The sequence below is a fragment of the Cellulomonas sp. GbtcB1 genome, from assembly GCF_019091725.1.
Classification (GTDB): Bacteria; Actinomycetota; Actinomycetes; order Actinomycetales; family Cellulomonadaceae; genus Cellulomonas.
In genome coordinates this window covers 15,808-34,226 of the sequence record NZ_JAGXJG010000049.1, presented here as the reverse complement: position 1 = coordinate 34,226, position 18,419 = coordinate 15,808, and the positions used below count along the sequence as shown (strand labels likewise).

The window sequence follows — 18,419 nt, the reverse complement described above, 5'->3', positions numbered from 1 at the left end:
GCGCCTCGGCCCCGCGGATCCCGTGCCGGCGCAGCGCGTGCCGCGCGAGCCGGCCGAGCCGCATCGTCGGGTTGAGCGACCCCTGCGGGCTCTGCAGCACGAGCGACACCGCGGACCCGCGCACGCTCCCGGCCGTGCGCTCCGACACGCCCACCATCTCGGTGCCGCCGACGACCACGGACCCGGAGACCCGCGCCGCGGTGCCGTTCAGCAGGCCGAGGACCGCGAGCAGCAGCGTCGACTTCCCGGAGCCGGACTCGCCGACGACGGCGACGCACTGGCCGGGGCGGACGTCGAGGGTCGGCACCGCGGACACGACGCGGTCCCCGTACCGGACGGCGAGGTCGCGGACGGACACCAGCGGCGCGGCGGCGGCCCCGGCGGCCCCGGCGGTCACGACCGGCCCCCCGCGGCCCGCGGGTCCAGCAGGTCCCGCAGCCCCTCGCCGAGCATGTTGAAGCAGAAGGCCGTCACGAGGATCGCGAGGCCCGGGAACGCGGACACCCACCAGTGCGTCGTGAACAGCGACTGCCCGGATTGCACCATCAGGCCCCACTCGCTGGTCGGCTCGGTGGCGCCCAGGCCCAGGTAGGACAGGGACGCCGCGGTCAGGATGACGCCGCCGGCGTCGAGGGAGAGCTGCACCAGCACGGGCGTCAGCGAGTTCGGCAGCACGTGCCGCACGACGATCCGCACCGGGTGCACGCCGAGGCAGCGGGCCGCGTCGACGTACGGGCGGGTGCGGACGGACTGCGCGACCGAGGCGGACAGCCGGGCGTACCAGGGCCACCACGTGGCCGCGATCGCGATGATCGTGGTCTCGACGCTCGGGCGCAGGATCGCGGCCAGCGCGAGCGACAGCAGCAGCGCCGGGAACGCGAGGAACACGTCCGTGACCCGCATGATCACGTCCCGCAGCCAGCCGCCGGCGAAGCCCGCGACGACGCCGAGCGTCACGCCGACCAGCGCCGAGATGGCGAGCACCGCGGCGGCGATGCCCAGCGAGGTGCGGGCGCCGTAGAGCACGCGGCCCAGCCCGTCGCGGCCGACCTGGTGGGTGCCGAACCAGTGCTCGGCGCCGGGCGCGAGCAGCCGGTCCGCGGGGTGCGTGGCGGTGGTGCCGTCGCCGGGGAACGGCGCGACCCACGGGGCCAGCACGGCCAGCAGGACGATCACGACGAGCACGACGGCGGACGCGGCGGCGAGCCGGTCCCGGCCGACGAGGCGGGCCAGCCGGGTGGCGACCGAGCCCGTGCCGGGCACCCGGGAGGCGGGCGGCACCGGCGGGGTGGGCGCGGCGTCGGTCACGGGGGAGGGGTGGATGCTCATGTCAGCCTGACCCGGGGGTCGAGGGCCGTCTGCGCGAGGTCGACGGCGAGGTTGAGGACGACGTAGACCAGCGCGACCGTCAGGGTCACGCCCGCGATGGCGGGGGTGTCGACGGAGGAGATCGCGGTCGCCGTGTAGGACCCGAGGCCGGGCCAGTTGAAGATCGACTCGACCAGGAAGCTGTTCACCAGCGCGTACGCGAACACGAGCGCGACCAGCTGCAGCACGGGCGCCGACGCGGCGCGCAGCGAGAACCGCACCAGCACGGCGAGCCGCCCGAAGCCGAGCGCCCGCTCCATGCGGGCGTGGTCCTGCGCCGCCTCCTCGAGCAGCGCCGCGCGGGTCATCTGCGCGATGACGCCGGTCGGGTACGCGGCGAGCGCGAGCGCGGGCAGCACCAGGTGGTGCAGCACGCTGCCGACCATCGCCCAGTTGCCCGTGATCAGGGCGTCGACGACGGTGATGTCGGTCCACACGCTGAGCGGGCTGGTCGAGTCGAGCGCGCGGTCGTACTCGCCGGCGGTCGGGAACCAGCCGAGCCGGGTCGCGAACACGAGCTGGAGCACCAGCGCCAGCAGGAACACCGGCGCGGACACCGCGAGCACCGAGCCGACCCGCACCGACACGTCCACGCCGCCGGCGCGCCCGCCCCGGAACCGCGCGGCGAGGACGCCGAGCGGGATGCCGAGCAGCACGGCGAGCAGCATCGCGGCGCCGACGAGCTCCAGCGACGCCGGCAGCGCCGACCCGAGGTCGGACGCCACCGGCTGCCGGGTGTGCAGGCTGGTGCCCAGGTCCCCGCGGACGAGGTCCCCGAGGTAGCGGAACAGCTGCACCGGGAGCGGCTGGTCGAGGCCCAGCCGCTCCCGGGCGGCGGCGAGCTCCGACGCGCTGGCCCGCGCGCCGGTCGCCGAGACGGCCGCGTCACCCGGGACCGCCCGCGCGACGAGGAAGCTCACGACCACCACGCCGAGCACGACGACGACGGCCTGCGCCAGGCGGCGCACCAGGTGACGGGCCAGCACGGTCAGCGGCTCAGCTCGTGCACGAACACGACGTTCGGGTAGGCCGGGTTGTCGGTGTAGCCCTGGACGTCGTCGCGGAACGCGCGCTGGTAGGTGTCGACCCACAGCGTGCTGACGGCGGCGTCCTCGACCTCGATGCGCTGCTGCAGCTGCTCGTAGGCGGACTGGGCGGCGTCGGTGTCGGTCGCGGTCAGCGCGGGGAGCTCGTCGATCAGGGCGTCGACCTCGGGGTCGGCCAGGTACGACAGGTTGAAGTACGGCTCGTCGGAGGAGCGGAACACGTTGACGAACCAGGAGTACGCGTCGGCGTAGTCCGGGTACCAGTACATGACGAACACGTCCTGGCGGTCGCCGGTGCGCGCCTGGTCCCCCTGCGCGTTCCACTGCAGCGGCTGCGCGTCGAGGGTGACGCCGAGCTCGGCGAGCGCCGAGGTGAGCAGCGTGACGTAGAGCTGCTGGTTGTCGTCGCCCTGCGCGTAGGTCATGGTCAGCGTCAGCGGGTTGCCGTCGCCGTACCCGGCGTCGGCCAGCAGGTCGCGCGCCGCGTCGAGGTCCTGCTCGGTGCCGATCCCGGCGCCGGAGCCGAGGAGGCCGTCGGGCACGATGCCCTGCGCGGCGACGCCGGAGCCGTTCAGGGCGTCGACCAGGCCCGCGGTGTCGGTGGCGAGCTGCACGGCCTGGCGGACGCGCACGTCGGCCATCGGACCGTCGGCCGTGTTGTAGAGCGCGAGCAGGTTCTGGAACGAGCCGGTCTCCGAGGTCGCGACGCCGTCCGTCGACTCCGCCTGGTCGAAGATCTCCGGGTTCAGCGTCTCGACGAAGTCGACCTCGCCGTTCTGCAGCAGCTGCCAGGCGGTGGTGGTCTGCGGGGTCACCCGGTACTCGACCGTCGTGTACTGGCCGTCCTCCCAGCCGCCCCAGTAGCCGTCGTAGGCGCCGAGCGTCAGCTCGTACTCCTGGCCGCTGGCCCACTCCTCGACGGCGTACGGGCCGGTGCCGGCCTCGTTGCCCTCGGCGAACCAGGCGTCGAGGTCGCCGCCGTCGCCGGCGGCCTCGGTGTCGTAGACGTACGCCGCGTACGCGGACGACGCGATGAGGTCGACCGGGGCCGCGTAGGACAGGTGGAACACCAGCGTCGTCGCGTCGGTCGCCTCGATCGAGTCGACGGCGTCCCAGATGTAGGCGGCGCCGCCGGCCTTCGCGATCGTGCGGTCCAGCGCCTCCTTCGCGGCGGTGGCGTCGAGCGCGCGGCCGGTGTGGAACGTGACGTCGTCGCGCAGCGTGAACGTCCAGGTCAGGCCGTCCTCGGACGACTCCCAGTCGGTCGCGAGGCGGGGCTCGACGGTCTCGGTCGCGGCGTCGTACCAGGTCAGCGACTCGTAGACGTTCTCCATCGCCCGGATCTCGTTGGAGTAGGACAGCGCGGGGTCCCACTCGGTGACGATCTCGGTGTTGGTGACGAACGTGAACGTGTCGTCGGAGGACGAGGCCGCGGTGCTGTCACCGGTGCCGCGCGTCTGGCCGCCGCCGCACGCGGCGACCAGGGCGAGGACGGCGACCGCGCCGGTGGCGGTCAGGATGCTGCGTCGCACGGGGGTGCTCCGTTCTGCGGGAGGGGGAGGGGAGGGTCAGAGCGCGCCGAGGGGGCCGGCGGCCTTGACCTGCACGCGGATCGCGGGCTCGGGGAGGTAGGAGAGCGGGACCTCGGTCAGCTCGACGACCTCGACGTGCTCGGGGTCGGCGCCGGCCTGGATCGCCCGGCGGCACGCGACGGACTTGGCCTCGTCGAGCGCCTCGGTGCGGCCGGCCCCCGCAGGCACGATCGCCTCCCAGCGGCCGGACGCCAGCGCGATCGCGGCGCCCACGGCGTTGGCGACCTGGCCGAACTCCGGGCGGAGGACGGCGGCCACGCCCGGGACGTCGTCGGGGACCAGGAACGCCCCGCCGCCGACGGCGACCAGCGGCTGCTCCGAGCGGCCCATCGTCACCATGTCGACGGCCTCGGCGATTGCCTCGTCCGCGGCTGCCAGGCCGGCAGCGAGCAGCGCGCGGCCGTCGTCGCCGACGCGGGCGGCGTCCGCGATGTCGATCGTCGTGCGCCCGGCCACGAGGCCGCCATCGGTCAGCGTCGGGGTGTCGCCGCCGAACGCGAGGCCGTGCTGCGGCAGCGCGTAGCCGACCGAGTCGGGGCCGATGCGGACCTCGTCGGCGGTGCCGCGCACCCGGGGGCCGCCCCGCCCCGCGATGCCGAGGAGGCGGGGCACCCGGAAGTTGGTCCGGACCCCGCCGATGTCCACCGCCAGCGCCGACTCGCGCGGGAAGCCCTTGAGCAGGACGCCGAGGTCGGAGGAGGTGCCGCCGACATCGATCACGACCGCGTCCTGCACCCGCGAAAGGTAGGCGGCGCCGCGCAGCGAGTTCGCCGGGCCGGGGCCGATCGTCAGCACCGGGTAGCGCGCCGCGTAGTCGGGCGCCACCAGGGTGCCGTCGTTCTGCGCGAAGTAGGTCACGACGTCCAGGCCGTGCGCGCGGACCACGTGGTCGAGCGCGTCGGTGACGTCCCGGGCCACGCCGTACAGCGCGGCGTTCAGCGCGGTGGCGTTCTCCCGCTCGACCAGGCCGAGCGAGCCGATCTCGTGGCTGAGCGACACCGGCACGTCCGCGCCGGCCTCCTCGGCGACGATCTGCGCGACCTCGAGCTCCTGGTCCCGGAACGCCGGGCTGAACACGCCGGTCACGGCGAACGCGTCGGCCGCCTCCCGGTGCTTCCGGACGAACGCCCGGATCGCCTCGCCGTCCAGCGGCGCGATCGGGTAGCCGTCGATCAGGTGCCCGCCGCCGACCACGACGGCGTCCACCAGGGCGGCGTCGCGCAGGTCCTTCGGCCAGGAGTACAGCGGCGGCACGGCGGTCGTCGCGGGCGCGCCGATCCGGATGACGCCGACCCGGCCGAGGCCTCGGCGCTCCAGGATCGCGTTGGTCGCGTGCGTGGTGCCGAGCATGACCCGGCCGACGCGGGCGCGGTCGTCGCCGAGCTGGTCGAGGACCGCGCCGACCGCGGCCTGCAGGCCGGACGTCACGTCGCGGGTGGTGGCCTGCTTGGTCCAGGCCAGGACGGTGCCGCTCTCGTCGAGCACGACGGCGTCGGTGTTGGTCCCGCCGACGTCGATCCCGATGCGCAGCGGGCGCTGCCGCAGGTCAGCCACGGACGGCTCCGATCTCCTCGACGGGGACGTAGTCCAGGTCGTAGCCGAAGGCCCGGGGGCCGACGACCTCGAGCCCGCGCTCCGAGCGCCACAGGGGGTGGCACGCCCAGGCCAGGACGCTGACGCGCTGGCCGTAGCGGAGGTTCTCGGTCTGGATCGCGCGGGCGCTCGCGGTGTCGACCACGGTGATGAGGTCGGGCACGGAGGCGAGCAGGGTGCCCTCGTCGAGCACGACGAGGTTCTCGTTCTGGATCTCGACGCGGACCAGGCGGCCCCGGTCGTCGCCCAAGCCGTCGATGACGACGGAGCCGCGGACGAAGCCGCCGCCGGTGCGGCGCTCGATGTCGATGATCTTGCCGGTGACCAGCACGCGGGCGTCCAGCGCCTCGACGAGCGCGGCCAGCGGGTCCTCGGCGCCCTCGGTGGCGTGGCCGAGGCGGACCGCCTGGCTCACGGTCCCGGGGATGACGGCGCCGTCGAGCTGCGCGCCGTCCAGCAGGTAGTCGGCCATGAGGGCGTGCGACCCGGCGGCCACGGCGACCGCGCGGGCCAGGCGCTCGGCCCACAGGCCGTCAACCGGCTTCATCGTCGTGACGTTGCCGAGGGTGTCGGCCAGCACGATCGAGTTCACCGGCAGCCCGGCGACGTACATCGAGATCATCTGGACCTCGGGGAACGCGCGGCCCATGCCGTCGGCGGCCCCCAGCGGCACGCCGAGGCGCGCGGCCCAGGCGACCGGCTGCACGCCGTTGGAGCCGCCGATCTCGGAGGACATGACGGCGGCGACCTCGCGCCCCGTCAGCTCCTCGACGGCGTCGCGCAGGCGCAGCACGTCGTCGGCGTCGGGGATCATCTCGGCCGACACGGTGGGGGCGCCGATGCCCGACAGCGGCACGACGAGGGCGTCCGGGGCGACGTCGCCCGGCTGGACCACCTCGACGGGTCCGTACTGCTCGAGGGCGTGGCCGGCGGCCAGCAGCCCGGTCTCGACGCCGCCGCCTCCGCCGGTGCTGAGCACGGCGCAGCCGCGCCCGAGGGCGCCGACCGACTCCGCGTCGATGGTCTGGATGGGGGAGAACACGCTCACGGGACGTGAGTCTGCGCGGCGCGTCCGGCTGCTGAGAATGTCGTCTCATCACGAGTTTTGGCGCAAAACTGTGCTGCGACCACAATTCGGGGCATGGCGACGGTCGGTGAGCTGGTGGCACGTGGTGCGCATCACGGTCTGCGGGTGCTCGGGGCGGGTGAACCGGGCGGGCCCGGGGGCGTCGTCGGCGGTGCGGCCGGGGAGGCCGCCGAGGCGGCGGAGGTGCGCGAGGTCGCGACCGTCGGCGACCTCGGCTCGGTCGGGTCGCCCGGCGCCGGCGCGCTCGTCGTGCTCATGGCCGGGGCGCTCCGGGCCGCCGAGCCGTACGAGGTCGACGTCGCGGTGCGCCGGTCCGCGCAGCGCTCGCACGCGGGGCTGGTGCTGGTCGGCGCCGACCGGGTGCCGGTGACCGCGGCCCGCATCGCGGCACGGGCCGGGCTGCCGCTGCTCGCGGTGCCGGCGACCGCGGACGTCAACGAGCTCATCGTCTGGTTGAACCGCACCGTGCGCGGCGGGACCTCGGACACCGTGGCGCGGGCCGAGGCGGTGCTCGACGTGCTGACCCGGGGCGCCGCGGGGGACGACGAGGCGGACGACGGCGGCGTGGCGGCACTGCTCGCGGCGGTGTCGGACGCCCTGGGGCGGCCGGTGGAGCTGCACGGCGACGCCGGGGGCCTCGGGCGCGGGGCCGGCGCGCAGGCCGGGTCGTCCGCGGGGTCCGCCGACGGCGCCGCCGATCCCGGCGCGGTGCTGGTCGGCGACCGCGTGGTCGGCACCGTCCGGTGCGCGGTGCCCGACCGGGCGGCCGACCTGGTGATCCCGTCCGTCGCCGCGGCCGTGGGCCGGCTGGTCCGCCGCACCCTGGAGCACAGGTTCGCGCCGTCGCAGACCCGCGCGGAGCTGCTGGCGCAGATCGTCGTCGCCGAGCCGACCCACCTGGTCGGCCTGACCGAGCAGGCCCGGAGCATCGGCCTGCCCGTCGACAGCACCCACGTGGCGTTCTGGGTCGACCTGCGGCCCCGGCATGACGGCGAGGGCGACCCGCCGATCGCCGAGCGCCGCCGGCTGCTCGCCGGCGCCGAGATGCTCTGCCTCGAGATCATGCACCCGTCCGACACCTGGTGGCACGTGGTCCGGGTCGGCGGCAGCCTGCTCCTGCTGGCCAGCGACGACGACGGCGGCGACGGCCAGCTGCTGGTCCGGGCGGCGCGCGCGGACGTCGACGTCGCGGTGGCGCGGCTGGTCGCCGACGAGGGTGCCGTGGTGCACGTCGGCATGGGCACCGACCAGCGCGGCCTGGGCGGTATCCGGCAGTCGTCGGTGGAGGCGCGGTCCGCGGCGGAGCTCGCGCTGCGCACCGGGCGGCCCGGGGTCATCACGGTCATGGACACCACGGGCCTGCGCCGGGTGCTGGCCGACCTGCACGCGTCGCCGCTGTCCCGCCGGGTGATGGGCGAGCTCCTGGCGCCCGTCGACGCGCTGGGGCCGGCCCGCGCGGCGACCGCGGTCCGGACGCTCACGGCCTACCTGGACCACCAGTGCTCGCCGAAGCACGCCGGTGCCGCGCTGCACCTGCACCCGAACGCGGTGACCTACCGGATCCAGCGGATCACCGAGACGCTCGGCGTCGACCTCGCCGACCCGGACGTGCGCCTCGGCCTGCACCTCGCGTGCCGGATGCGCGGCCTCCTGGACGCGGCGCCGGCGGGCTGAGGTCGCGGTCCCGCGGGGTGGGCGTCAGCCGGCGGCGACCTCGTCGAGCAGGGTGAGGCTGGCGGCGACGATCTCGGCCTGCGCCTCCTCGCGGGGGACCGTCGGGGTGCCGTCGCCCGGCTGAGGGCCGTAGTCGGCGAAGAACGCGTGCACCGCGCCGTCGACCGCGGTGAAGGTCGTCGCGGCGGGCAGGTCCGCGCGCGACGCGTCGACGTCGGCCGGCGTGGTCAGCCCGTCCTCGGACCCGGACACCGACGCGACGACCAGGTCCGCGTCGACCATGTCGCCGAGTGGGTACGACGCGTGCAGCAGCAGGCCGTCGACCTCGTCGTCGTGCGCGGCGGCGAAGGTCGACGCCGCGACCCCGCCGAGCGAGTGCCCGCCGACCGCCCAGCGCTCGACCCCGTCGAACGCCGCCATCGCCGACGCCGACTGGCCGGGCGAGGTCAGCGCGATGCCGAGCGGCTCCTTCAGCGCGACGACGAGGTAGCCCGCCTCGGCGAGCGGCCGCAGCACGGCGGCGGTGGCGCGCACGTCGACGCGCGCGCCCGGCGAGTACACCAGCCCGGTGGTCGGCTCGGCGTCGCGCGGGACGAACGCGTACCAGCCGGCCGACTCCCGGACCTCGACGGCGTCGTCGCCGCGCAGGGCGTCGAGCGCGGCGTCGGTCGCGGGGAACGGGCGGAGCCAGGCGGTCGCGGCGGCGAGCACGGCGAGCAGCGCGAGCCCGACGCCGGCGCCGGTGGCGCGCAGCACGCGCCGGGCGCGGGGGCGCGCCGGTTCCGGGCGCGCGGCGGGCTCGGCGCCGGTCGACGGGGCGGTCGCGCGCGTCACGCCCGACCGCGGGGTGTCGGCCGACGAGGTGCTGGTCGACGGGGTGGCGGGAGGCGCCGTCGCGCGCCGCCGGTCGCGGCGCCAGGCCAGCGCGGTCGCGACCAGCAGGGCGACCCCCGCGAGCGCGCTCACCGCGAGCAGCGCGCCGAGCGTCCAGTGCTGGTGCGGCACCGCCCCGCCGGCGGTCGCCAGTACCCACGCGGGGGCGGCGAGCAGGGCGAGCCCCACGAGCGCGCGGAGGCCGAGCCAGGTGGTCCGTCGGGTCATGCCCGCCAGTCTAGGTGGTCCTCAGCATGCTGAGCATTCTGTCCGTCGGCCCCCCAGTGGAAGGTTCTGCCGGACACGCCCCGGGCGTGTCGGGCAGAACGTTCCACCGAACCCCGTTCGACGACCGATCGCTGAACCGGCCTCGCCGCCGCGCGAGCCCCGGTAGCGTCCCGGACCGGGGCGGGTCGTCCGTCCCGGTGCGGTGGAGGGGGACGGGATGGGCTCGCGTGACGACGTCGAGGGCTGGCGGCTGATGGTGCCCGCCGCCTACGACGTGCTGTGGACCGCGACCGTCGTCCTGCTCGTCGCGCTGACGGTGGGCGCGCTGCTCGTCTGGGCGCGCCGCCGGGAGTCGGCGTCGAACGCCCTGGTCCACCTCGCGCTGATCCTCGTGGTCCCGGTGCTCGGCCCGGCGGCCTACCTCGCGGGCGCGGCGCTGGACCGCCGCGCCGCCGGCCGGGCCGCGGCGCGGACCCCTCGGCCCGGCCGCGGCTGAGCTCCGGGACCCGTCGACCCGCGTCGAGTGGAGCGTTCTGCCCGACACGCCCCGGGCGTGTCCGGCACAACCCTCCACCGAACCCCGGTCCCGGCCCGCGACGACGAACCGCCCGCCCCCGGGGTGCCGGGTGCGGGCGGTCGGTGCCGTGCGGGGTGGTCAGGCGCGGGCGCGGAGCGCGACGACCACCTCGTCGAGCAGGTCGTCGATCGCGTCCTGGTCGTAGCCCTCGCGGAACTTCGTCGCCTGGAACCGCTGGTTCAGCACGTCCTCCGGCGCGAGCGACCCGCCGGCCCCGTCCAGCGCGGCCGCCGCGCGCTCGGCGAACGCCTCGACCTCGCCCTGGTCGTAGCCCTCGCGGAACTTCGTCACCGGGGTCGCCGCGAGCCGGGCGCGCAGCTGCGCACCGGTGAGCTCGGAACCCCGGCTCGGGCCTCCACCCCGGCTGCCGGCCGCGGTCCCCGACGTCGCCGAGAGCATCGGCGCGTCGGGGCCGCGGAGCAGCTTCGTCAGCCAGGACATCCCCGTGCCCCGTCAGTCCGTCGCGCCGTCGGCGCCGGCGGCAGGCCGGTCCGCCGGGGCGTGCACCGGGGCGACGGTCGCGTGGCTCTGGGCCGGGACGGCGTGCCCCGCCGCCGGGGCCGAGCCACCGCCGAGCCCGCGGACCAGGTCGAGCAGGTCGATCCCCGTCTGCGCCTTGAGCATCGTCGCCAGCTCCTGCACGCCCGTCGACACCTGGCCGGGGAGCCGCGAGGCGCCGTCCTTGTCGATGATCGTGATGTCGTCGATCTTCCCGAGCGCGTCGGCGTACGGCTGCGCGACCTTCGGCAGCGCGTCGAGCACCATCTGCAGCCGCGCCGACTCGGGGAACGCCTGGTAGGCGTCGGACTCCGCCTTGATCGCGGCGGCGCGGGCCTCGCCCTGGGCGCGCTCGGCGGCGGCCTCGGCCTCACCGCGCGCCTGGATGCCGTCGGCCTCGGCCCGGGCGATCGCCAGCGCACCCTCGGCGCGGCGCTGCTGCTCGATCAGCGCCGCCTCGGCGCGGGCGCGGGCGGCGGACGCCTCGGCGTCGGCCTGCGCGGTGGTGCGCTGCGCCTCGGCCTCGGCCTTGCGGATCGCCGAGGTCTTGAACGCCTCGGCCTCCTGCTCCGCGGCGTACTTGCGGGCGTCGGCCTCCTGGGCCGCCTCGTACTTGCGGGCCTCGGCGGGCTTGCGGACCTCGGTCTGCAGCTCCTGCTCGCGCAGAGCCGCGCGGCGCAGCGCCACCTGCTCCTGCTGGACCAGGACCTCCTGCTGCGCCTCGGCCTGCGCGCGCTCCTGCGCGGCGGCGGCGTCGGCCTGGGCGGTCGCGGTCTCCTGGGCGATCGTCGCGTTGCGGAGCGCCAGCGCCTTGTTCGACTCGGCGATCTGCACGGCGGCCTCGTTCGACCGCTCGGTGCTCTCCTGCCGGGCCTGCGCCTCGGCGATCTCGGCGTCGCGGGCGACGGCGGCGGCGCGCGGACGACCGAGGTTGCGGATGTACTCGCCCGTGTCCTCGACGGTCTGGATCTCGAAGTTCTCCAGGATGAGGCCGCGCTCGGCCAGCATCGGCACCGCGATGTCCTTGACCTCCTTCGAGAACTCCTGGCGCTCGTAGAGGATCGACTCGACGGTCAGCGTGCCGGCGATCGTGCGGAGCACGCCGACGAGGACCTCGGAGGTCTGCTGCTCGATGACCTGCTCCTGGCTGCGGCCCGCGAACCGCTGGGCGGCCGCGCGCACCATGCGCTCGGTGCCGCCGACCTTGACGACCGCGATCGACCGCAGCGTCACGCCGACGCCCGACTTCGTGGTGGCGTCCTCGGCGGCGACGGGGAAGCTCTGCGACGCCAGCGACAGCCGCACGACCTGCTCGAAGATCGGCTTGACGAACGTGCCGCCGCCGATCACGACCCGCTGGCCGGACAGGTCGGTGGTCTCGTCGCCCGTCTCCGGGTTGATGACGGGCTTGCCGCTCTTGCGGCCGGTGATGATCAGCGCCTCGTCGGGCGTGGCGATCTTGAACCGGACCTTGGCGTAGATCGCGCCGACGATCGCGACCGCGATCACGACGACGACGACCAGGACGACGATCAGGGCAGTTCCTGCGAGCTCCATGGGACTCCTCGGGCACGGCCGCGAGGGCCGGTCGGTCGGGTGGGCTGCCTCGACCCTAAGGGGACGCACAGCCCGCGGTCAGCCGTTTCGCTGACGCATCACCCCGCCGTCGCCGAGGTCGATGGTTCCGCGCCGGTGCCCGGTGTGTCGCCGCGGCGTGTCGCGCGGAACCGTCGACCTCGCGCCCGCGACTACGCCGGCCCGACCCGGAGCGCCGCCTCCGCGTCGTCGGCTGCCCACTCCTCGTCCGTCAGCAGGCGGCTGCGGATCAGGAAGCGGACGCCCTCCGGCGCCTCCAGGCTGAACCCCGCGCCGCGGCCCGGCACCACGTCGATCGTCAGGTGGGTGTGCCGCCAGTACGCGAACTGGCTGCGGCTCATCCACACCGGCACCGCGAAGTCGTCGTCGACCTCGAGGTCGCCCAGGTGCACGTCCGCGTCGCCGGTCAGGAACTCGCCCGCGGGGTAGCACATCGGCGACGACCCGTCGCAGCAGCCCCCGGACTGGTGGAACATCAGCTCCCCGTGCTGGTCCCGGAGCCGGCGCAGCATGTCGGCGGCGGCCGGGGTGTGGTCGACCCTGCTCATCGTGCCTCCCTGCCCGCGGGGCCCCGGGAGTCCGGGGCCCCACGGGGTCCCGGTCAGAAGAACCCGAGCTTCTGGCCCGAGTAGGACACCAGCAGGTTCTTGGTCTGCTGGTAGTGGTCGAGCATCATCTTGTGGTTCTCGCGGCCGACGCCCGAGCCCTTGTAGCCGCCGAACGCCGCCGCCGCGGGGTACGCGTGGTAGCAGTTCGTCCACACGCGGCCGGCCTCGATGTCCCGGCCCGCGCGGTAGGCGATCGCCGACTCCCGGGACCACACGCCCGCGCCCAGGCCGTACAGGGTGTCGTTGGCCGTGTGGATCGCGTCCGAGTAGTCGGAGAACGACGTCACCGCGACGACCGGGCCGAAGATCTCCTCCTGGAAGATCCGCATGGAGTTCTTGCCCTCGAAGATCGTCGGCGTCACGTAGTACCCGCCGGCGAGGTCGCCGTCGAGCTCGGCCCGCGTGCCGCCCGTGAGCACCTTGGCGCCCTCGGCCTTGCCGATGTCGATGTAGGACAGGATCTTCTCGAGCTGGTCGTTGGACGCCTGCGCGCCGATCATCGTCTCGGTGTCGAGCGGGTTGCCCTGCTTGACGGCCTCGGTTCGGGCGATGGCGTCGGCGAGGAACCCGTCGTAGATCGACTCCTGGATGAGCGCGCGCGACGGGCAGGTGCACACCTCGCCCTGGTTGAGGGCGAACATCGTGAAGCCCTCGAGCGCCTTGTCGTAGTAGTCGTCCTTCGCGCGGGCGACGTCCTCGAAGAAGATGTTCGGGCTCTTCCCGCCGAGCTCGAGCGTGACCGGGATGATGTTCTGGCTGGCGTACTGCATGATCAGCCGCCCGGTGGTGGTCTCGCCGGTGAACGCGATCTTCCGGATCCGCGGGCTGGACGCGAGCGGCTTGCCCGCCTCGACGCCGAACCCGTTGACCACGTTGACGACGCCCGGCGGCAGCAGGTCGGCGATCAGCTCCATCAGCAGCAGGATCGACGCGGGGGTCTGCTCGGCCGGCTTCATCACGACGGCGTTCCCCGCGGCCAGCGCGGGCGCGAGCTTCCAGGTCGCCATGAGCAGCGGGAAGTTCCACGGGATGATCTGCCCGACGACGCCCAGCGGCTCGTGGAAGTGGTACGCGATGGTGTCGGCGTCGATCTCGGAGATCGAGCCCTCCTGCGCGCGGACGGCCCCGGCGAAGTACCGGAAGTGGTCCACGGCCAGCGGCAGGTCGGCGGCCAGCGTCTCGCGGACCGGCTTGCCGTTCTCCCAGGTCTCGGCGACCGCCAGCATCTCGAGGTTCTCCTCGATCCGGTCGGCGATCTTGTTGAGGATGACCGCCCGCTCGGTCGCGGACGTCCGGCCCCAGGAGCGGGCGGCGCCGTGCGCGGCGTCCAGCGCGCGGTCGACGTCGGCGGCGTCGCCGCGGGCGACCTCGGTGAAGGTGCGGCCCGTCACCGGCGACGGGTTCTCGAAGTAGCGGCCGGACGCGGGGGCGACGAACTCGCCGCCGATCCAGTGGTCGTAGCGCTCGCGGTAGGTGGCGGGGCTGCCGGGCTGCCCCGGCGCTGCGTAGACGGTCATGTGCGCCCTCCGTGCAGGCTGACCGGCCGTCCCGGGGTGGGGTCGCGGCCGGGCGCGCCGCCTCGTTGCGGCGCGTGCCCCGGACGCTAGGTCGGCGACGGTTGCAGGTGCGTTGCACCGCAGGTGGCGCCCGGCGCGGGCCCGCGTCCCGTCACCGCCAGGGGTGCCGCGCCGGCCCCGCGCCCAGCCGGCGCACCAGCAGGTCGAGGCGGCCGGCCGCGCGGGCGTGCGCCGCGGAGCCGGGCGGCGTCACGGCGACGAGCCGCTCCCACGCCTGCCAGTCCTCCGCGCCCTCCTCGCGGTCGAGCCAGCGCTCCAGCACGACCGGGTCGGTCGCGTGCAGCACCGCGGCCCGCACGTCGGAGGCCAGGGCGTCCCGCACCTGCTCGACGCCCGGCGCGCGCGAGCGGGGCAGCACCGGCCCGGCGTACCGGTCGAGGGCGGCCCGCACGTCGCCCGCGACCAGCGCCTCCCGGACCCCGGCGGCGTCGGTGCCGAGCGCGGCGGCGAGCCGGTAGGGGCGGGACCGGTCGACGAGCGGCCCGGCGACGCGGCGCAGCCGGGACACCTCCGCGCGCACCGCGACGTCCGACATGGCGTCGGGATGCAGCAGGACGGCGAGCTCGTCGGCGTGCAGCCCGCGCGGGTGCTCGGCGAGCAGGAGCAGCAGCTCGGCGTGCCGGAGCGACAGCGCCCGGGCGGCGGAGCCCGGGGTGTGCAGCACCCCGGAGCCGGGGCGGAGCACCTCGAGCCGGGCGGTGGTGGGTGCCGCGGGCGCCCCGACCGGCCACCTCGCGACCACCGACGGTCCCGGCCACCCGGTCCCGCCCGCCGGTCCCGGCCCGCGCGCGAGCACCCGCGCCCGCAGGTCCGCCTCCACCGCCGCCGCGGTCGCCCGGACCAGCGAGAGCATCAGCGCCGACGCCGCCGCGTCCCGACCGGTGACGTCGAGCGCGCCGAGCGCCCGGCCGGCCGGGTCCCGCAGTACCGCCGCGGTGCAGCTCCACGGCTGCACCGCGCGCGTGAAGTGCTCCGCGCCGAGCACCTGGACGTCGTGCCCCGTGGCCAGGGCGGTGCCGGGGGCGTTCGTCCCCGCGTGCGCCTCGTCCCACGCCGCGCCCTCGACGAACCCGACCCCCTCGACGGCCCGCCGCACGCGCGCGTCGCCCGCGACCCACAGCAGCCGGCCGTCCGCGTCGGTGAGCGCGACCAGGAACCCCTCGGTGACCGCGGCGTCGAGGAGCAGCCCGCGCACCACCGGCAGCGCGTGCTGCAGCGGGTGCTCGGACCGGTAGGACCGCAGGTCGGCGTCGGTCAGTGCCACCGGCGGCGCCGGGCGCTCGGGGTCGACTCCGCTGCGCAGGCTGCGCCGCCACGAGTCGGCGACCACGGCGCGGACCCCGGTGACGGTCCCGGTGCTGAGGAACCGCTCGTGCGCGGCGTGCAGGGCGCGGCCGCCCGCGAGGGACCGCGCGCCCGGGCTGAGCAGGTCAGGTTCCTCGCCCGGCACGGCCCACCCCCTCGACGTCGTCGTCGCGGGGCCAGTGTGGCCCGCGCGGCGCGGCCGCGCCAGGGTGCGGGTGGCGATGGTCAGGCGCCGGACGACTGCTGGGCGATCGCGCCCGCGATGATCCACACGCCGAACAGGCCGACGCCGGTCAGGACGGTGTGCGCGTGCACCCAGCCGAACGCCTCCGGCCATCGTCGGCGGTAGTCCTTGGCCTGACTCGCGGCCGTCGTCTCGTACGTGACGGCGGCCGCGAGCGGCGCGAGCACCGCGCGGCGTCGGCGGTCGTCCGTCGCTGCGACGCGCAGGAGGGGGCCGCCGTCGTGGCCCAGCACCACTGCGTATCGGTGCACGTAGGACGGGTTGGTCCAGTGCGCGCAGTCCACCACCGCGACGGCAGCGACCTGGTGGACGGCGACCCACCCGCGCCGGCCCCACCACGTCCGCCACGCGATGCCACTCGGATCGACCGTCAACCCGGAGAGCCGGGCGCGGGGCGCTCGGGACTGGCGGGGCCTGACTGGCCCGGGTGGGCGTTCGCCGATCAGCATCGCGGCAGCCACGGTGCGGACGAGGGCCCAGGACCACCGTGGGCGCACGGGAGGTGGCGCGGCGTGCACATCGTCATCATCGCGGTCTCGGCGGTGTCGGGGGATCCGCTCTCCGGGTGAGACGCGGCAGCACGGGCGGACCGCGGACCCGGCGCCGAGCGGTCTCGCCCGCGATGCGCTGTTCTCGCGGCGGCCGGGAGTGCCGGGCCGCTGCGCCGACCGGGTGTCCGCCGTTCGGGCGAACCCGGTGCTCTCGCGAACCGGAGGTGCGCGCGAAGGTCGACCTGCCTCGGCGTGCTGAGCAGGTGCGTCGTATCCGCCGCCCCCGACGGTGTGGCCGACTCGACCGATGCCTGCCGGTCGGTCGCCATTCGGATCACCCGAGAAACGCCCCAAAACGGGACAAACACACCCCTACGCTCGCGCTCGGACACGCCGGGACCAGGCGTGCCAGGGGGAGGACATCGTGCGGACCCGGCTGCTCGCGCTCGCCGACGTGACGGACGCGGAGGAGGAGGCCTGGCACCGCCTGGCCGACCACGCCGCCGAGCCGAACGTCTACCTCGACCCGCGGTTCCTGCTGCCGGCGCGCGACCGCGGGCGGGCGGCGGCGGACCTCCGGCTGCTCGTCGTCGACGACGGCCCCGAGTGGCTGGCGGCGCTCGCGGTGACGACCAAGGCGTTCGCGCCGCGGCTCCCGCTGCGCGCGGCGACGACGGGCGGGGCGTTCATGACCGGGCACGCCGACCGGCACCACCCGCTGCTCCGCGCCGGGCGCGAGGTCGAGTCGCTCCGCGCGCTGCTGCGCGGGACGCGGTCGACGGGGCTCCCGGGGCTGCTCCAGCTGCAGCACCTGCCGCTCGGCGGGGCCGTCGAGCGCGCGCTGGCCGAGGTGGCCGCGACCGACGGCACGGCGGTGCTGGAACGCCGGCGGCAGGTCGCGGCGTTCGCGCCACGGGCGGAGGTGGCGGTGCCGGAGGTGCCCGAGGGCCCCGGTCCGGTCGTCGACCCGCCGCTCGCCTGGGAGCACATGGCGACCGACGAGCGCCGGAACATGCGCCGCGGCGTCCGCGGCCTCGCCCGGGAGACCGGCGGCCCGCTGGAGCTGCACGACGTGACCGACGACCCGCGGGCCGACGACGACTTCCTCGCCCTGCAGGCCGCCGGATGGAAGGGGGACTCGGGGCGGGGCGGCGCCGCGCTGGCGCTGGACCCCGTCGCCGAGCGGTGGTTCCGTGCGGTCGTCGGTGCGTTCCGGCGGGACAAGGACCTCCGGGTCGTCCGGCTGGCCGGGAACGGGACGACGCTGTGGACGGGGTACGCGCTGCGGTCGGGCTCGGCCTGGTTCGGGTTCCTCGACGCCTACGCGGAGGCGCACCGGCGGTACAGCCCGGGGTCGATCGGGCGGGTCGCGAACATGACCTACCTCCTCGCCACCACCGACGCCCCGTTCTTCGACCCGGCGTTCGACTCCCGGTACGCGACCGGCGCGCGGATCTTCCCGGCGACCCGCACGCACGTCGACGTGCTCGTCGCGACCGGCGGCCCGGCGGCGCGCGGGGTGCTGCGCGCGGTGCCCGCGGCGCGCCGCCTGGGGCTGGTGCCGGACTGACACCGGGCGCGCCGACCCGATCGCGGGAGCGCGCGTGGGACGCTGGGCGGGTGAGACTCCGCCGCCCCACGGTCGCCGCCGACCTGCCCGCCGGCTTCCACGCCGCCGAGGCCCGCGCGCTCCAGGTCGCGCTCACGGGCGTGCTGTCGGCCGTCGAGCGCGCCGCCGACGCGCCGGTGCCGGTCGACCTCGCCTTCGAGGCGGGCCGGGACGACGCGGTCGTCGTGCTGTGCCGGAACCGGGTCGTCGGCTTCGTGCCCGCCGCGTACGCCGACGGGCTGCGGGCGCAGGTGGCGGCGACCGGCCGGCGCGCGCACCTCGTGGCGCCGGGCCGGGTCGTCCGGGACGGCGGCCTGCGGCGGGTGTGGGTCGGCCCCGAGCCCGAGGGCGGGCTGCCGCCGGTGCCCGACGGGCTCGACACGCTGCCCGAGCCGCAGCCGACCATCCTCGGCGTCCCGCTGCGGCGCGACGGGGTCTGACGCGGCGCCCGCG

General features: G+C 75.8%; 16 protein-coding genes and 1 pseudogene. 4 read left to right on the top strand and 13 right to left on the bottom strand.

What is annotated here, in order from left to right; genetic code table 11:
• From KVT14_RS15735 to KVT14_RS15710, 6 genes are all read right to left on the bottom strand, one after another.
• Positions 1–397: ATP-binding cassette domain-containing protein (locus KVT14_RS15735; RefSeq protein WP_217616520.1), on the bottom strand; the 397-nt coding region annotated here is incomplete at its 3' end.
• Positions 394–1,329, bottom strand: a complete 936-nt coding sequence (locus KVT14_RS15730; protein ID WP_217616519.1) for an ABC transporter permease — start codon at positions 1,327–1,329, stop codon at positions 394–396. The genes KVT14_RS15730 and KVT14_RS15735, both read right to left, overlap by 4 nt.
• A complete protein-coding gene (locus KVT14_RS15725; protein WP_217616518.1) occupies positions 1,326–2,354 on the bottom strand; it encodes an ABC transporter permease in 1,029 nt (342 codons plus the stop codon). The genes KVT14_RS15730 and KVT14_RS15725 overlap by 4 nt, the downstream gene beginning before the upstream one ends.
• Positions 2,355–2,356: 2 nt before the next feature.
• Complete coding sequence (locus tag KVT14_RS15720; protein ID WP_217616517.1) at positions 2,357–3,946, bottom strand: ABC transporter substrate-binding protein; 1,590 nt, start codon at positions 3,944–3,946, stop codon at positions 2,357–2,359.
• Between the two features lie 36 nt (positions 3,947–3,982).
• Positions 3,983–5,560 carry a hydantoinase/oxoprolinase family protein gene (locus KVT14_RS15715; protein ID WP_308161118.1) on the bottom strand — a complete coding sequence of 526 codons (1,578 nt, stop codon included), beginning with the start codon at positions 5,558–5,560 and terminating at the stop codon, positions 3,983–3,985.
• A complete protein-coding gene (locus KVT14_RS15710) occupies positions 5,553–6,647 on the bottom strand; it encodes a DUF917 domain-containing protein (protein WP_217616516.1) in 1,095 nt (364 codons plus the stop codon). Before KVT14_RS15710 ends, KVT14_RS15715 begins: the two co-directional genes overlap by 8 nt.
• Before the next feature lie 93 nt (positions 6,648–6,740).
• Here KVT14_RS15710 and KVT14_RS15705 point away from each other — a divergent pair, with 93 nt between their 5' ends.
• The gene (locus KVT14_RS15705) at positions 6,741–8,360 is read left to right on the top strand and encodes a CdaR family transcriptional regulator (protein ID WP_217616515.1); all 1,620 of its coding nucleotides are present in this window, start codon (positions 6,741–6,743) and stop codon (positions 8,358–8,360) included.
• Positions 8,361–8,384: 24 nt separating this feature from the next.
• Here the strand turns inward: KVT14_RS15705 and KVT14_RS15700 are convergent, their stop codons facing one another.
• Positions 8,385–9,461 carry an alpha/beta hydrolase gene (locus KVT14_RS15700; RefSeq protein WP_217616514.1) on the bottom strand — a complete coding sequence of 359 codons (1,077 nt, stop codon included), beginning with the start codon at positions 9,459–9,461 and terminating at the stop codon, positions 8,385–8,387.
• Positions 9,462–9,678: 217 nt separating this feature from the next.
• Between KVT14_RS15700 and KVT14_RS15695 the strand changes: the two genes are divergently transcribed.
• Positions 9,679–9,957, top strand: a complete 279-nt coding sequence (locus KVT14_RS15695; protein ID WP_217616513.1) for a PLDc N-terminal domain-containing protein — start codon at positions 9,679–9,681, stop codon at positions 9,955–9,957.
• A gap of 171 nt (positions 9,958–10,128) precedes the next feature.
• Here KVT14_RS15695 and KVT14_RS22545 read toward each other — a convergent pair.
• From KVT14_RS22545 to KVT14_RS15665, 6 genes and pseudogenes are all read right to left on the bottom strand, one after another.
• Positions 10,129–10,260, bottom strand: a pseudogene (locus KVT14_RS22545) (DivIVA domain-containing protein); the annotation flags it as partial.
• A gap of 231 nt (positions 10,261–10,491) precedes the next feature.
• Positions 10,492–12,093 (bottom strand): flotillin family protein, encoded by a 1,602-nt coding sequence (locus KVT14_RS15685; protein WP_217616512.1) that lies wholly within the window; start codon positions 12,091–12,093, stop codon positions 10,492–10,494.
• A gap of 191 nt (positions 12,094–12,284) precedes the next feature.
• Positions 12,285–12,680 (bottom strand): DUF779 domain-containing protein, encoded by a 396-nt coding sequence (locus KVT14_RS15680; protein ID WP_217616511.1) that lies wholly within the window; start codon positions 12,678–12,680, stop codon positions 12,285–12,287.
• Positions 12,681–12,733: 53 nt separating this feature from the next.
• Complete coding sequence (locus KVT14_RS15675) at positions 12,734–14,257, bottom strand: aldehyde dehydrogenase family protein (protein WP_217616510.1); 1,524 nt, start codon at positions 14,255–14,257, stop codon at positions 12,734–12,736.
• 151 nt (positions 14,258–14,408) lie between these two features.
• On the bottom strand, positions 14,409–15,767 hold the full coding sequence (locus KVT14_RS15670) for a transcriptional regulator (RefSeq protein ID WP_308161117.1): 1,359 nt from the start codon (positions 15,765–15,767) through the stop codon (positions 14,409–14,411).
• An 80-nt stretch (positions 15,768–15,847) separates the two neighbouring features.
• Entirely contained in the window at positions 15,848–16,240 is a 393-nt protein-coding gene (locus KVT14_RS15665; protein WP_217616509.1) for a hypothetical protein, read from the bottom strand.
• A gap of 541 nt (positions 16,241–16,781) precedes the next feature.
• On the opposite strand from KVT14_RS15665, the gene KVT14_RS23210 reads away from it, so the two are divergent.
• A complete protein-coding gene (locus KVT14_RS23210) occupies positions 16,782–17,927 on the top strand; it encodes a GNAT family N-acetyltransferase (protein ID WP_217616508.1) in 1,146 nt (381 codons plus the stop codon).
• Between the two features lie 50 nt (positions 17,928–17,977).
• A complete protein-coding gene (locus KVT14_RS15655; RefSeq protein ID WP_217616507.1) occupies positions 17,978–18,406 on the top strand; it encodes a hypothetical protein in 429 nt (142 codons plus the stop codon).
• The last annotated feature ends 13 nt before the right edge of the window (positions 18,407–18,419 follow it).

What these genes read in the sequence shown, in the direction of transcription:
- KVT14_RS15730 (WP_217616519.1), bottom strand. Translation starts at nt 1,329, where the DNA reads ATGAGCATCCACCCCTCCCCCGTGACCGACGCCGCGCCCACCCCGCCG.
- KVT14_RS15705 (WP_217616515.1), top strand. Translation starts at nt 6,741, where the DNA reads ATGGCGACGGTCGGTGAGCTGGTGGCACGTGGTGCGCATCACGGTCTG.
- KVT14_RS15700 (WP_217616514.1), bottom strand. Translation starts at nt 9,461, where the DNA reads ATGACCCGACGGACCACCTGGCTCGGCCTCCGCGCGCTCGTGGGGCTC.
- KVT14_RS15695 (WP_217616513.1), top strand. Translation starts at nt 9,679, where the DNA reads ATGGGCTCGCGTGACGACGTCGAGGGCTGGCGGCTGATGGTGCCCGCC.
- KVT14_RS15685 (WP_217616512.1), bottom strand. Translation starts at nt 12,093, where the DNA reads ATGGAGCTCGCAGGAACTGCCCTGATCGTCGTCCTGGTCGTCGTCGTC.
- KVT14_RS15680 (WP_217616511.1), bottom strand. Translation starts at nt 12,680, where the DNA reads ATGAGCAGGGTCGACCACACCCCGGCCGCCGCCGACATGCTGCGCCGG.
- KVT14_RS15675 (WP_217616510.1), bottom strand. Translation starts at nt 14,257, where the DNA reads ATGACCGTCTACGCAGCGCCGGGGCAGCCCGGCAGCCCCGCCACCTAC.